This window comes from Niastella soli (assembly GCF_017742245.1).
GTDB classification, from domain to species: Bacteria; Bacteroidota; Bacteroidia; order Chitinophagales; family Chitinophagaceae; genus Niastella; species Niastella soli.
On the sequence record NZ_JAGHKO010000017.1, the window covers coordinates 23,931 to 39,059 of the forward strand.

Sequence of the window (15,129 nt, forward strand, 5' to 3'; positions counted from 1 at the left end):
TTGTGCAGCGCAGTTGCCCAATTTGATATTTGCGTTGTATTTTTTGATATTTATAAATGGTCAATTATTACAAATACCTGCCCGTAAGCTCCACAGATGAAAGCTGGGGATTGAACGTATTGAACACCGGTTGCACGCACATTGTGGCCGGTTCTTCCTATCCCTACGACTCGCACCCGGCGCATCATTATTTCAATTGGGAGAAAGGGAGGGTATTGCAGGAGTTCCAGGTTATTTATATCACCAGGGGTGGCGGTATCTTTGAATCGAAAAGCGGCGGTAAACAAATCATTACAGCCGGTTCCATCCTATTCTTATTCCCGGAAGAAAGACACCGGTATAAGCCAGATAAAAAAACTGGCTGGGATGAATATTGGGTAGGCTTCACCGGACCCATCGCCAAAAATCTCTTAACCAAAAAATTCTTTACGCCAGCCAGTCCGGTTATACCTGTTGGTTACCAGGAAACGCTGCTGCACCTTTTTCAGGAGATCGTTGATAAAACCAAAGAAGAAAAAGCAGGCTACCAGCCACACATTGCCGGCACGGTATTACATTTATTGGGAACTATCTATTCTCTTTCGCAACAGGAAAAGTTCAGCGGACAAAATGTAGAAGCCATTGTTGACAAAGCCCGGTTACTCTTTCGATCGAATATCGAGCAAAATATTTCACCGGTTGATGTGGCGCACGAATTACAGATCAGTTATTCCCGGTTCAGAAAAATATTTAAAGAATATACCGGTCTTGCGCCGGGACAATTCCAAATACAATTAAAGCTCCACAAAGCAAAAGAGCTATTAACACATACCACAAAATCAGTAAAAGAGATTGCGTTCGAACTCAACTTCGAATCGAACTTTTATTTTTCTAAGTTGTTCAAGGAAAAAGTTGGTATAACACCAATTCAATTTAGAAACAAGCATACAAAGTAATCTTTATCCCCTGGCACTCTAATTGCGTATCCCTTATTAACATAAATCACATTTGTACTTTCATTTAGAAAGAGATAGAGATTAAATAAGGAGCGTAACTATGCATGATTTTATACTTCGAAAACCACCTGACGCATATTTTCCCCATTGACCTCAACACCCTTTTACTCAACCAGTAACTTTAATTTTTATATCTATTCATTTAACAGAAAATATTGGCTATGTTGAGAATTGCACAAATAGCACCACTCATTGAATCGGTACCACCCAGATTATATGGCGGTACTGAAAGGGTAGTAGCTTATCTTACAGATGCATTGGTGAAATTGGGACATGATGTAACATTGTTTGCATCCGGCGATTCAATAACCAGGGCTAAACTGGTATCTGTTACTCCCACTGCATTACGATTGAGTAATTGTGTAGATCTTATGGCCGGCAATATTCTGCAATTGCAGGAAGTAATGGACCGGTCGCATGAATTTGATCTGCTGCATTTTCACACTGATTATTTACATTTTCCTGTAACACGGCGCAGCCATAAAAAAACATTGACCACCCTGCACGGCCGATTAGATATTCCTGAGCTAAAACCGTTATACGAAAAATTCTATGATATGCCAGTGGTATCTATCTCCAATTCACAGCGCCGACCAATACCAATGGCCAACTGGGTATCTACCGTATATCATGGTTTACCAGCTGACCTATATAAATATGGAAAAGGTGAAGGAGATTATGTTGCATTTTTGGGCAGGTTCTCTCCGGAAAAAAGGGCCGACCGGGCCATTGAAATTGCGCGCCGGGCAAATATGAAAATAAAGGTGGCCGCCAAAGTTGACAAAGCAGATGAAAAATATTTTGAAAAAGAGATCAGACATTTGCTCGATCAACCGCATGTAGAATACCTGCAAGAGATTGGCGAACAGGAAAAAGGTCCGCTGCTGGCAAATGCCAAAGCCCTGTTATTCCCTATTGACTGGCCCGAACCGTTTGGTATGGTGTTAATAGAAGCCATGGCCTGTGGTACCCCTGTGATCGCTTATAACCATGGTTCAGTACCTGAGATCATTGAACATGGCAAAACAGGATTTATTGTAAACAGCCTGGACAAAGCAGTAGAAGCATTAAAAAATATTCATTTAATAAGCCGGGACACCTGCCGCGAGACTTTTGAAAGAAGATTCAGCGATTTAGTGATGGCCCAGAATTATGTACGGCTGTACGAAAAAGCATTGCATAAACAATCTGAAAGAAGTTACTACTTAACACAAGCGTATAGAAAATAAGTTCTAACCATTCATAAATTATTATTTATGAAAAAGCACGACACCCTGGTAAAACTACATGACGACAAGTATTACATACTCGCATCATCTTCGTATGCTGATGATCGTGTACTCACTTTAAATTATGGCGATACTTTTGGGATCTTCGATCGTTGGGGCGATATAAAACAATTTGGCACTTGTGTGCAGGGCATTTATCATCAGGGCACGCGGTTCATAAGTGATATGGAACTGGAAATAAACCATTACCGGCCCATGCTGCTTAGTTCCAACATAAAGAACGAGAACGAAATGCTGTCGGTTGACCTCACCAACCCCGATATCAGTGATGGCCATAATGTAGTTATACCCAAAGGGACATTACACATTTCACGCAGTAAATTTTTACAGGATGGCGCCTGTCATGAGTTGATCATCCTGTACAATTATGGATCAGACTCCCATGAGATGGACCTGGAGATCACATTCGACAGTGATTTCAGGGACATATTCGAAGTGCGGGGTATGGAAAGAAATAAACGGGGTATGCTGAAACCTCCTTTTACATCTGCCAACAACCATATAGTGGTTTCTTATACCGGGCTCGACCAAATTGAACGGCAAACCAACCTGCATTTTGATCCCGAACCGGCGGATATAAAAGACAATAAGATCACTTACAAGATCAAATTGGAGCCACTGGGGATGTATAGCATCAACTGCACCTCGGTATTTTCCGTGTATGCCAATCCTGTACAATTTGAGCCGTATTTCATTGCCTACGATAAGATCAGAACGGGCATGGAAAAAAGCAAGGAATTGATTGCAGAGGTCTTTACGGACAATGAACAATTTAATAACTGGATCAACCGGTCAAAAAACGATTTGCTGTCATTACTGGTGCAAACACCTTTTGGTAGTTATCCTTATGCAGGAGTGCCCTGGTACAACACCGTATTCGGCCGGGATGGTACCTTTACGGCATTGGAAACCCTGTGGGTATCGCCCAATATTGCTAAAGGTGTTTTATTATACCAGGCGGCCCGGCAGGCAACCAAAGTGCTGCCATTACAGGATGCAGAACCGGGCAAGATCTTACACGAAATACGATCGGGTGAAATGGCCGAGACCGGTGAAATTCCTTTTAAATTATACTATGGCAGCATAGACACCACGCCTTTATTCGTTGTGCTGGCAGGCCAGTATTTAAAAAGGACCGATGACCTCGCCACCATTCGCACCATCTGGGATAATATCTTACAGGCACTTACCTGGATAAAAGTATATGGCGATATGGACGGCGATGGCTTCGTTGAATACCAGCGAAAAGCGGAAAGCGGATTGGCCAACCAGGGTTGGAAAGACTCGCACGATTCTATTTCTCACGAGAATGGCGATCTGGCCAGTTTTCCTATTGCCTTATGTGAAGTGCAGGGTTATGTGTATGATGCAAAAATACAGGCCGCTTATATGGCGCAACGGTTAGGCTATAATGAAATGGCCGAACAATTGACAATAGAGGCTGATGACCTGAAACAACATTTCAACGAAGTGTTTTGGGATGAAAAATTAGGCACCTATATTCTGGCGCTTGATGGCGATAAAAAGCCCTGCCGGGTAGTAGCGTCTAATGTGGGCCATCTTCTATATTCTGGAATAGCAACGCCTGAAAGGGCCGCTCAGGCAGCCAAACTGCTAATGAGTGATGATATGTTCAATGGCTGGGGCACCCGCACCTTATCGTCAAAGGCGGCGAGATACAACCCTATGTCGTACCACAATGGGTCGGTATGGCCACACGACACGGCCATTGCAGCATATGGGCTTGCCCGCTATAATATGATGGAACCTGCCATGCGGCTGATGCAGGGTTTGTTTGACGCCTCCCTGTTCATAGAGCTGCAACGGTTACCCGAATTATTTTGTGGCTTCCCATTCAGACGGGGTGAGGCGCCTACAGCTTATCCGGTAGCCTGTTCACCACAAGCCTGGTCGGTAGCAGCAGTATTTCTGTTGTTACAGGCCTGTTTACGCATTTCGTTCGATGGCCATGAAAAAAAGCTGACGTTATACAAACCCATGCTTCCCGATTACATAAAACAGATCAGGATCTCCAACTTACGTTTCGGCGATGAACTTTTTGAGCTGGAAATGATCAAGAACGAACATGATCTGGGCATTCATGTGATCAAGAAACCGGAGGGTTGGGAGATCGTTACAATAAAATAGTTAACACAGAATCTGTAAGGTGCGCCATTTGAGCTTGCATTGATAGTGAGTTTATGCGCACCTGACAGGTCTTGTTTAAAGTGAGACGATGCAGACCTGTCAAGAGCCTGCCCCGCCATGCGGGGTCCAAAACACCAGACTGATAGAGCAAGACCCTATGATGGACCTTACAGGTCTGCATCTTTAACACACCTGAACAACTTCCATCCCCAACAACAAACCCAATTTCCTGATCTTAGCAACTACATGCCCCACTCCTACCGCACAATGATGTACAGGGCCATGACTGTTCCAGTCATTTACAAAACGGCGGGCGCCAATGGAGAATTTATACCGGCTGTTGGTATTGCCTATTTCCAAAATGGGACCGGCAACAGATGCTGCTTCTGCGGCCAACAGCGCGAGTTTTCCATTTCCCTGTTGTATAACCGAAAGCAGGGTAACCGGACCGTTCTTTACTGACATTTCCACCGACAGACCGCGACCTACTTTACCATGATATACATACAGCGGGCGTACTTTGGTTTTCCCTTCTGCAATGGCAATGTGACCTGGTCCATCGTGCCCCATCAATACAATATCTTCATTAAAATCCATGGCATAGTATTCGGTAAATGAGCCACCCGCGCCAAAACTGTCCATGATCTTCATGGCCTGTGCATTCTTGATCTCATACTCACCAGCCACGGGAATACCGCGGGCAGTCAATAAAGAGTTACCCAGAATGATGGAGCTGATGGTATCCTCGTTATCTGCATTACCGGTGCCTTTGTAATAATAGGCCAGGGACCCTAACTGGTATTGGGCCGTTAACTGGTCCAACGCAACGGAAGTACGTGCAGCGCGTTTTAATTCATCTACCTCACAATCGTTCTGTACATCAAAAGTGTCGTAAAACAACCGGACACGGGCTTCAATTTCTTTATCCGTTACTGAACGGCGTAAAGCTGCCAGTTCATCTACTTCTATCAATTCAATATGCCCGCCAAAGAAGCGGTATTGCTGGGTAAGGTCAGCATAAATATCCAGCATACCGCTGTAATAATGGCCCATACAACCCAACCGGTTAAACGACATGGTGTGTGCCACTTTAGCCGCTTCTACCCATTCCCCTATTTCTTTCCAGCATACTGGGTCATTGCGCAGCATACCTGTTACCTGATAAAACTGTATGCCGGTGCGCAGGAATACATTGGCTATTTCGGGAACCGGGCAGGCCGAGCAATAAGCCAGCCACTCCCCCGTCATGCGGGTGCGGTCGTTCATTTTATTGAATGCGGCGTAATCAATTGCGGCTTCGGGCGAGAGGTTCAGGACGATCACCGGAACTTTGGCTTGCTGCACCAAAGGCAATACCGTCGATGACAATGCATAGGTAGTTACATACAGGAATATAATGTTTACGCCTTCGGTCCTAAAGCGGTATCCTGCTTCAAAGGCTTTATCAGCGGTATCAATGAGGCCGGCGTTTACGATCTCAGGATGCAGGGCAGCAATGCGCGTATGCACTTCCTGCAAATAGCCTTCCAGTCGTTCTTTTAATCCATCAAATTGGGGCCAATAAGTATCCAGTCCAATCCCAAACAAACCAATTTTAAATGCAGGTGTATGCTTCATGATTACCTATACGGGAAAAGGCCTGCGCACCACCAGTTTGGTATAAAAAAGACCTGCAAGATGCGCTTAATTAATTAATAGGAGGCACAAGCGTACGCTTGCGCCAGGTAAAGGACGGCAAACGGCAGATGGCAAACGGCCCTCCTACGCTAAAGCTTCGGCGGGCGAGGCAAACAATAGACGGCAGTAGGTAGAAAAAGAAAGACCTGTCAGGTCCGCCATCAGGTCTTGAACAACCAGATGGTTAACACGGTCAGGTCTTTGATTCGTCCAGTTAAAAAGTAAAGACCTGTCATGTGCAAGACAACTCACTATTAAAGCGAGTTCAAGTGATGCATCCGCCAAAGGCGGACAAGCTCTTACAGGTCTTAAATTATAAAGCCAATTACTGTAACGAAACTTTGTATTTAGTTACGGTGTGGTATTTCTGTCCGGGTTGTAAAATAGTAGTAGGGAACTTTGGTTTGTTGGGAGAATCAGGGAAATGCTGAGTTTCCAAACAAAGCGCTGAACGCAACTTTACGGGTTTGCCACCACTTGTAAAGGTACCATCGAGGAAGTTACCACTGTAAAACTGGATGCCAGGCTCGGTAGTGAATACTTCCAGTTTGCGACCGCTGGTTGTGTCAGACAAAGTAGCTGCCAGTTGCAGGGTGCTGTCGGTGCGGTTCAACACAAAATTATGATCGTAACCGCCGGGTACTGAATCGATACGGGCGCCAATTGTTTCGGCTTTGGTAAAGTCGAACGGCGTTCCTTTTACCGCTTTGATCTCACCAGTGGGGATCAACGTGGTATCAACCGGTGTATAGTGATCACCATTGATCTGCAGGCTATGGTTTAAAATAGTATTCTCTGTGCTGCCAGTGAGGTTGAAATAACTGTGGTTAGTCAGGTTAACCGGTGTGGCTTTATCGGTTTCAGCGGTGTAGTCGATATTGAGCGCATCATCATCAGTTAAGGTATACACCACCGTTACTTTCAGGTTGCCGGGGAAACCTTCTTCGCCGTCTTTGCTTAAATAAGTTAAAGTAAGCGCAGGTGTGCTATCGGCTGCGGGTGTAGCATCCCATACTACTTTATCGAACCCTTTGTTACCACCATGCAGGTTATTTTTGCCGTTGTTGGCAGCCAGTGTATAGGTTTTGCCATCGAGTTTGAATTTGGCATCACCAATCCGGTTACCATAACGGCCAATAAGAGCACCAAAATAAGGCGGCTTTTTCAGATAATCGGCCAAACTTTCCATGCCAACTACTATACTTGATTTGTTTCCGCTTTTTTCGGGTGTAACCCAGGATGTTACGATACCTCCATAGTTGGTAATACTTACAGTTACACCGTTTTTATTGGTAAGGGTGAACAACTGCACTTTTTTTCCATCTGTTTCACCCCACTCCTTTGTTGTAACGCCTGCTTTGATCATGTCTTGAGAATTTTCTGTTGAAGGTTGTTTGTTTTCGCCCCCGCAGGATGCTGCGCCGGTAAGCAGCGCCAGCAATGCTACCTGGCAAATCAATTTGTTCATATGGTATCCCTTATTGAGTTTTAGAAAATAGGTTACTTTAAAAATTTGTCAAATATCTGGATATTCTCCAAACATACTATTTTAGCTCGAGCACTACTACAGAGAATGGCGGCATTTTAACACTCAATGTTTTGCCTTTCAGAGTTGCTCCCTGGAAGAGCACCGGTTTAATTTTATCGGGCGCTGCAAAAGTATTATGGTCCTGTAATTTGCCGGAAGCAAGGATACGGCCGCCAACGGTCTTATAATTCCCGCCTTCCAACGTAATGTTTACATCCTGCGTGGCTTTTGAATCGATATTCACCAGGGAGATATGCATAGCGCCCGTGGAGTCTTTGGAAGCAGAAGCGGAAATCGCCGGCAGCTTTTCATTTCCAAAAGCATAATCGTTACAGGTAACAGTTAACGGGACCATTTTGGCATCCTGGTGCACATTATACATTTCCATTACGTGATAGGTAGGCGTCAGGATCATTTTTTCTTCATTGGTCAGGATAACGGCCTGCAACACATTGATGGTTTGGGCCAGATTGGCCATCCTAACGCGGTCGCAATGGTTATGGAAAATATTCAGGGTGGCGCCGGCGATCATGGCATCGCGCATAGTGTTTTGCTGATACAGAAAACCGGGGTTAGTACCCGCTTCCACATCGTACCAGCCACCCCATTCGTCCACCACCAGGGCTACCCGTTTTTGCGGATCGTATTTATCCATAATGGCGGAATGTCTGATCACCAGTGAATCCATGAGGAGGGCCTGTTTCATGATCTGGAAATATTGTTCCTCGCTAAAATCAACTGCCGGGCCTTTTTTACTCCAGTTTATCACTGAATAATGATGCAAGGCCACGCCACCCAGCATATTGATCGGGATATTTTTCATCAGCACCTCGGTCCAGTTATAATCATCTGAACTGGCGCCGGAGGCTATGCGGAATATTTTGGTTTCATTCGACCAACCAGTCATGAAGGTGGCATACTGCCGGTATATGTCGGCATAGTGTTCAGGCGTCATATTACCTCCACAGCCCCAGGCTTCATTGCCTACTCCCCAGTACGTTACATGCCAGGGTTTTTCGCGGCCATTTTGCTGACGCAGATTACTCATTGGACTTTTACCGTTGAAGTTTACATACTGTACCCAATCGGTAAGGTCCTGCACAGTGCCACTACCCACATTACCCGCGAGATAAGGTTCTGTGCCGATCAGTTCGCACATATTCAAAAAATCATGGGTGCCAAAGCTGTTGTCTTCGGTTACGCCGCCCCACCAGGCATTTACCATCGTTGGCCTTTTGTTCTTGGGACCAATACCATCTTTCCAGTGATAGGTATCGGCAAAACAACCACCCGGCCAGCGCAGGTTAGCGATCTTTAATTTTTTCAGTGCCGCTATAACATCATTGCGTACCCCATTTGTGTTGGGTATTTTGGTATTCCCTTCTCCCACATAAAAACCACCATATACACAATGGCCCAGGTGCTCGGCAAAATGACCATAGATCTGCCGGCTAATGGTAGTTTTAGCAGCATCTACATTTAAAACCAGGTTGTTCTGAGCAAACGAATTAAAAGTGATCAGTGTTGAACAGGCAAAAAGCAAACGTTTCATGTAAGAGCTTTAATTTGAATAATTAATGAATGTTAAGTATTGGTAGTGTATAGAAAGGAGGATGACAGACAGCATAGCGATCGTTTTTATTTAGCACCGTGAAACTAAGCTAAAACAACATATCTGTCAATTTTACACTTAACTTTTTATGGCAATAGGCATTGGGCAGTAGGCAATGGGCCTGTTCGCGGATACGGGGTTCTCCCTTTTGAGTGGTGTAAACGTTTTCAATTCATAGTTTTTTAGTTCGTTAGTTTATTAGCTTTTGAGGCTGGGGTGAACTTAATAACTAAAAAACTAACAAACTAATAGGCGATTGACGAATTGTATCCAAGAGCGCTTCTCAAAACGAATTGCTCCCGGTTTGGCCGAGACCTATTGCCTATTGCCTACTGCCCATTGCCTACTGCCTACTGCCCAGAAGGCAATTTACCATTCCATTGCTATTCCCTACCGCCTGCGGCCTTTTTAGTAACTTTACACAATGCAACCATCAGTGGCCCATATTAAAATAAAAAAGATCAATGCCGGTGTACAAACAGAGATAGAAGATGAACTGGCCGTTGAAGAACCGCTTGAAATACAGCTGGGCTGGCACCAACCTACCGGGTATGCACAAAAAAATATTTCCGTTACTATGCGTACTCCCGGACATGATGCCGAGCTGGCGGCCGGTTTTCTATTTACGGAAGGCATTGTTCAACACATTGATCAAATACAACATATCCTGCCGCAGGAAAACAGTGTACTGGTTGCTTTGAAGCCAGGCATTGTACCCCAATTACAGCAGGCTGAACGGAATTTCTTTACTACGTCCAGCTGTGGCGTTTGCGGCAAAACAGGTATAGATGCCATTAAAACAGTTCCGGTATTTACGCATCAACACGAAGAACTGGTGATACCGGACAAGCTGTTTTACGGACTGCAACAGACCTTACAACAAAAACAGGTATTATTTGAAAGCACAGGTGGTTTGCATGCAGCCGGTTTGTTCAATTTAAATGGTGAATGTATTTTGTTGCGCGAAGATGTTGGCCGGCACAACGCCGTAGATAAAGTGATTGGCGCGGCTTTACAGAACGGGCAATTGCCTTTATCCCAATTCATTTTGTTATTGAGCGGCCGGGCCGGATTTGAATTGATACAAAAAGCCGTAATGGCGGGCATACAGGTTATAGCAGCAGTAGGGGCACCTAGCAGTCTGGCAGTGCAAATGGCCACGGAGCATGAGATCACTTTAATTGGTTTTTTAAGAAAGGATAGATTTAATGTATATACTTGTGCTAATCGGATTAAAGTAGGCGTATAGGATAAGTGCTTTTTATGCAATACAAAGAATACGAAGTAAGAAGTAGGAAGTAGGAAGTAGGATATAAGAAATTTGCGAACCTCGTACTTCCTACATCATACTTCATACCTCATAAACCTACGGCCGCAAAAAATCGTTATTAAAGAAGAACAACGTTATTATGAGTGATTCCAACCATAACCAACCTGGTGCCGAAAATCCGGAACGTTTTACCGGTTTACACCTGGGGCCTATTAAGAAATCAGCGGCCGGGTTACCAGCTATTGTGGAAACAATAAAACAAGTATTGGGTGAAGCCGGCGCGGCCCGGGGTTTTAAGGCACTGAACCATATGAATCAAAAAGGCGGGTTTGATTGTCCCAGTTGTGCCTGGCCCGATCCTGATGATGACCGTTCCACCCTGGGTGAATATTGCGAAAATGGCGCAAAGGCCGTTGCCGATGAAGCCACTCTTAAAAAATTAACGCCGGAATTCTTTGCTGAAAATAGCGTACAGGAACTGGCAACGCTAACGGATTATGAAATAGGCCGTAAAGGCCGCATTGCCCAGCCCATGTTCCTACGCCATGGCGGCACACACTACGAATCCATAAGCTGGGATGATGCTTTCCACAAAATGGGTGCTGCTTTAAATAAATTGTCAAGCCCCGATGAAGCGATCTTTTACACTTCAGGACGCACCAGTAACGAAGCGGCTTTTTTATACCAGCTTTTTGTTCGTGCCTATGGCACCAATAACCTGCCCGATTGCAGCAATATGTGTCATGAAAGCAGTGGCGTAGCCCTTGGGGAATCGCTGGGTATTGGCAAGGGCTCGGTAAAACTGGAAGATCTGTATGAAGCTGAAGTGATCATCATCCTAGGACAAAATCCGGGCACCAATCACCCCCGGATGCTAACGGCTTTACAAAAAGCCAAGGCTAATGGCGCCCGGATCATAGCCGTTAACCCACTGCCAGAAACGGGGCTTATGGGTTTTAACAACCCGCAATCAATGAAAGGATTGCTGGGCATGGACACCCATCTCACCGACATCTTTCTTCCGGTGATCATCAATGGTGATATGGCCCTGCTGAAAGCCATAGAATACCTGTTATGGCAACATGAACAACGGGAGACGGGTAAAGTATTCGATCGTTCTTTTATTGAGAATAATACTATTGGTTACGCTGAATTCATCAATGACCTGCAACACCAGGACCCTGAACAACTGGCCGCCGCCTGTGGTCTTTCTTTAAACCAGATAAAAGAAGCGGCCGACCTGTTAAAAGATAAAACAAAGATCATTGCCTGTTGGGCCATGGGGCTAACGCAACATGTGAATGCAGTAGATACCATCAAAGAAATCGTAAACCTGTTGTTATTAAAAGGCAGTATTGGCAAACCTGGTGCAGGCACCTGCCCTGTTCGGGGTCACAGCAATGTACAGGGCGACCGTACCATGGGTATTTATGAAAAGCCTTCGCAACAATTCCTTGATGCCATTGCGGCCAACTTTCATTTTACCCCACCCAATAAATATGGATACGATGTAGTGGAGGCCATTAAAGCCATGCATGGGGGCAAAGCATCGGTATTTATTGCCATGGGGGGCAACTTCCTGTCTGCCACGCCCGATACGTTGTATACGGCCGCTGCGTTGCGCAAATGTTCCCTGACGGTACATGTATCCACAAAGCTTAACAGAAGCCACCTTGTGCATGGGCATGAAGCGCTGATACTGCCCTGCCTGGGGCGCAGTGATAAAGACTGGATGAATGGGGAAGAACAAATTGTTTCGTGTGAAAACTCCATGGGCGTCATTCAATTTTCGAAAGGCGTATTGCCACCTGTAAGTGATCAGTTGTTGAGTGAACCGGTGATTGTTTGCCGGCTGGCTAAAGCAACGCTTGGAAACCATAGCCCTGTAAACTGGGATAAATATTTACAACACTACGATCGTATAAGAGAAGATATTGAACGAACTATTCCCGGTTTCGGCGATTACAACAAGCGGTTACGAGATCCGGGTGGGTTTTATTTACCTAACTGTAACCGGGATGGGGCCTTTAACACCATTTCGAAGAAAGCGCATTTTAATATTGGGTCCATCCATCCCATTCATTTGCACGAGGGGGAATTGCTGATGATGACCATTCGCAGCCATGATCAGTTCAATACAACGATCTACGGATTGAACGACCGGTACCGTGGTATTTATAAAGAAAGACGGGTAATACTCATGAACCAGGCTGATATGGACCAGCGTAATTTAAAACAGGGTGATGTGGTTGATATTTTCAACCATCATGGTGGCGTGGAACGGGTGGCGCATAAGTTCATTGTTGTGCCCTATCCTATTCCGACCAAATGCACAGCTACTTATTTTCCTGAAACCAATGTACTGGTGCCAGTGAATAGTGTGGCAAAGAAGAGTAATACGCCGGTGTCGAAGGCGGTGGTAGTGAGGGTGAGCCTGTCAACTAATTAAACAAACTCTGCGCTTCTCGGTGTTGTAAGGAGCTCTGCCATTCCATCAGCATATCCAGCGTACCTTCCATATTCATGATCATCTTTTCGGTACAGGTGATCAGGGTATCGAGGTAATACGCTATGTGCGATATAACCTGTACCCGGCTTTTGTTATTGTCCTGTTCCGATTCCTTTTGCAGCAGCATGTGAAAGTACTGGTAGAATTCGCCTATCTGGAACAAATAATCTTCAATAATGCGGTGCATAGTAGCCACTTCTTCGCTGTCTACCGACTGGTTAACCGCAAAGCTGATCTCATCAAAATAACACGCATTCAAATTGCCGAGTAATAATTCCTGGCCATTGTTATCATACTCATTCACCAGGTCAAGGAACGAACCCAGTAATTCAAGCAGGTGTTTATAATAATGAGCAGTAAAAGGCTCTGCACTGGCATGGCTTTGAAATTCCTGTTTCGTATTCTGAATAAAAGCCAACAGGCGGTGCGCGTCCTGACTGTCCTTTTCCGTAAGCTTTGTTAACAGACGATCGATGATGCCATTGTCGAACAATTTTTCATTCAATGCACTGCCCAGTTTATTTATTTCAGCATCATTTACTGGGGAGAAAGCACTGATAACGATCTGCTCGTAGTTCTTTTCTTCAGTGCGAAAGGTAACAGCTTGTTCCTGCCTGAATTGTTTGGTGAAGCTGGTGTTGAAAGGATAGCTGGACATAACAGTGATTTTTAGTGAAGCAATGAAAACCACATCACAATAATACAACGGCCACACAGCGGTTTGCAAGCATATAAACCTGTAATCAATGTTGTTACTGGTTTATATACCAGCCACTAATCATTATTATGTATGACGTAGGGGCTTTGAGGAAGTTTAATGGTGGTGGGTATCTGTACACATATAACGATAGACTTTCAAAAGATATTGGGCAACCTACTTAAAATTGTTATTAGCTAATTGATTTGCAGAAAAGGAATACCCAATCACCTTTAACGGCAATCACCTTAAAAGGGTGATCGTGGTCATTGTTAAAGTTTATTAGCAATAATATATTTGGTAAAAGGACAAAAAAAGGAACCATCAGGTGACGATTGACCAACTATATCAAAAAAGTATAGCCATGAAAATTACTTCATTCGATATCACAACCAGATCAACCTTTCGCGATATAGCCGCTTTACATGTTTCAAGCCCGGAGTTTGAACCTAATGGGTTTATACCTTCCCGGTTCACCTGCGACGGTGCCAATGTGAATCCACCGTTGGATATCATTGATATTCCAGCTATTACGAAAAGCCTGGCCCTGATCATGGACGACCCAGATGCGCCTATTAGGCCCTGGGTGCACTGGCTGGCCTGGAATATGCCCGTGTCTCACCATATAAAAGAGGATACTTTGCTTAAAGAACAGGGAATCAATGATTTCAGGGAAAACAGATATGGCGGGCCCTGTCCACCTTATGGTGTGCACCGTTACTTTTTTAAGTTCTATGCCCTGGATACCCAGTTGATCCTTCCTGCTCAAACCGATAAAAAGGATTTGGAAAGGGCCATGGATGGACATGTTTTGGCTTATGGGGAGCTAATGGGGCGATATATGAGGAGGTAGGGGAAGCTCAAAAGACGAATCCGCCAAAGGCGGACAAGCTCTTACAGGTCTTGACGCGGCCCATTGCCTATTGCCTTTACAGTCTGCCATTTGCCGTCTGCCTCGCCCGCCGGAACTTTAGCGTATCTATTGCCCATTGCCTACTACTCATTGCCCAGTTTCCTAAGTTCCCCCTCCATCGCCCGTGATAAGAGGTGCATTCTAACAATACTTTTTCCGATCCCGGTAAATTCGCAAAACTCCTCCACCGTGATAGACTCACGTTTAGATTTCCCATAAATACTGCGTAATTCAGACACTACCTGCCGGGCTTCTGAAAAAGGGATCGACATGATCCGGATGACATCAATTGTGTGAATGCACCATTGTTTAAAAAAAGGCCTTGAAGCATGGGGAATAATACAAAAACCAGGAAGTTCTGTTGAGCGGAGACGTGTTTTCGGAACGGTAGTTGATGCTGTTAGGGATAACAGCGGCAGAACTAAAGTCATGCTGATGAGTACGATTTAAATTTTTGCCAATAACGGCTTTGCGCTTACTAATCAGAATGC

Annotated in this window: 11 protein-coding genes; 6 read left to right on the plus strand and 5 right to left on the minus strand. The window is 44.8% G+C overall.

Annotated elements, in window-relative coordinates; translation table 11 throughout:
• Positions 1-56 precede the first annotated feature (56 nt).
• From J7I42_RS30935 to J7I42_RS30945, 3 genes are all read left to right on the plus strand, one after another.
• The gene (locus J7I42_RS30935; protein ID WP_209143612.1) at positions 57-935 is read left to right on the plus strand and encodes an AraC family transcriptional regulator; all 879 of its coding nucleotides are present in this window, start codon (positions 57-59) and stop codon (positions 933-935) included.
• Positions 936-1,156: 221 nt separating this feature from the next.
• On the plus strand, positions 1,157-2,224 hold the full coding sequence (locus J7I42_RS30940; RefSeq protein WP_209143614.1) for a glycosyltransferase family 4 protein: 1,068 nt from the start codon (positions 1,157-1,159) through the stop codon (positions 2,222-2,224).
• A gap of 27 nt (positions 2,225-2,251) precedes the next feature.
• Positions 2,252-4,432 (plus strand): amylo-alpha-1,6-glucosidase, encoded by a 2,181-nt coding sequence (locus J7I42_RS30945; RefSeq protein ID WP_209143616.1) that lies wholly within the window; start codon positions 2,252-2,254, stop codon positions 4,430-4,432.
• Between the two features lie 183 nt (positions 4,433-4,615).
• Here J7I42_RS30945 and J7I42_RS30950 read toward each other — a convergent pair whose 3' ends face one another.
• The 3 genes from J7I42_RS30950 to J7I42_RS30960 form a co-directional block, all read right to left on the minus strand.
• Positions 4,616-6,049, minus strand: a complete 1,434-nt coding sequence (locus J7I42_RS30950; RefSeq protein ID WP_209143618.1) for a hypothetical protein — start codon at positions 6,047-6,049, stop codon at positions 4,616-4,618.
• A 385-nt stretch (positions 6,050-6,434) separates the two neighbouring features.
• Positions 6,435-7,577 (minus strand): aldose epimerase family protein, encoded by a 1,143-nt coding sequence (locus J7I42_RS30955; protein ID WP_209143620.1) that lies wholly within the window; start codon positions 7,575-7,577, stop codon positions 6,435-6,437.
• A 76-nt stretch (positions 7,578-7,653) separates the two neighbouring features.
• Positions 7,654-9,189: an alpha-N-arabinofuranosidase gene (locus tag J7I42_RS30960; RefSeq protein WP_209143622.1), complete on the minus strand. Its 1,536-nt coding sequence runs from the start codon at positions 9,187-9,189 to the stop codon at positions 7,654-7,656.
• Between the two features lie 484 nt (positions 9,190-9,673).
• Here J7I42_RS30960 and fdhD point away from each other — a divergent pair, with 484 nt between their 5' ends.
• Positions 9,674-10,498 (plus strand): formate dehydrogenase accessory sulfurtransferase FdhD, encoded by an 825-nt coding sequence (gene fdhD, locus J7I42_RS30965; protein WP_209143624.1) that lies wholly within the window; start codon positions 9,674-9,676, stop codon positions 10,496-10,498.
• 160 nt (positions 10,499-10,658) lie between these two features.
• A complete protein-coding gene (locus J7I42_RS30970; RefSeq protein WP_209143626.1) occupies positions 10,659-12,968 on the plus strand; it encodes an FdhF/YdeP family oxidoreductase in 2,310 nt (769 codons plus the stop codon).
• Here the strand turns inward: J7I42_RS30970 and J7I42_RS30975 are convergent.
• The gene (locus J7I42_RS30975) at positions 12,961-13,686 is read right to left on the minus strand and encodes a hypothetical protein (protein ID WP_209143629.1); all 726 of its coding nucleotides are present in this window, start codon (positions 13,684-13,686) and stop codon (positions 12,961-12,963) included. The genes J7I42_RS30970 and J7I42_RS30975 overlap by 8 nt on opposite strands.
• Positions 13,687-14,089: 403 nt before the next feature.
• On the opposite strand from J7I42_RS30975, the gene J7I42_RS30980 reads away from it, so the two are divergent.
• Positions 14,090-14,578 (plus strand): YbhB/YbcL family Raf kinase inhibitor-like protein, encoded by a 489-nt coding sequence (locus tag J7I42_RS30980; protein WP_209143631.1) that lies wholly within the window; start codon positions 14,090-14,092, stop codon positions 14,576-14,578.
• Positions 14,579-14,721: 143 nt separating this feature from the next.
• Here J7I42_RS30980 and J7I42_RS30985 read toward each other — a convergent pair whose 3' ends face one another.
• Positions 14,722-15,069 carry a hypothetical protein gene (locus tag J7I42_RS30985; RefSeq protein WP_209143633.1) on the minus strand — a complete coding sequence of 116 codons (348 nt, stop codon included), beginning with the start codon at positions 15,067-15,069 and terminating at the stop codon, positions 14,722-14,724.
• Positions 15,070-15,129: the final 60 nt, after the last annotated feature.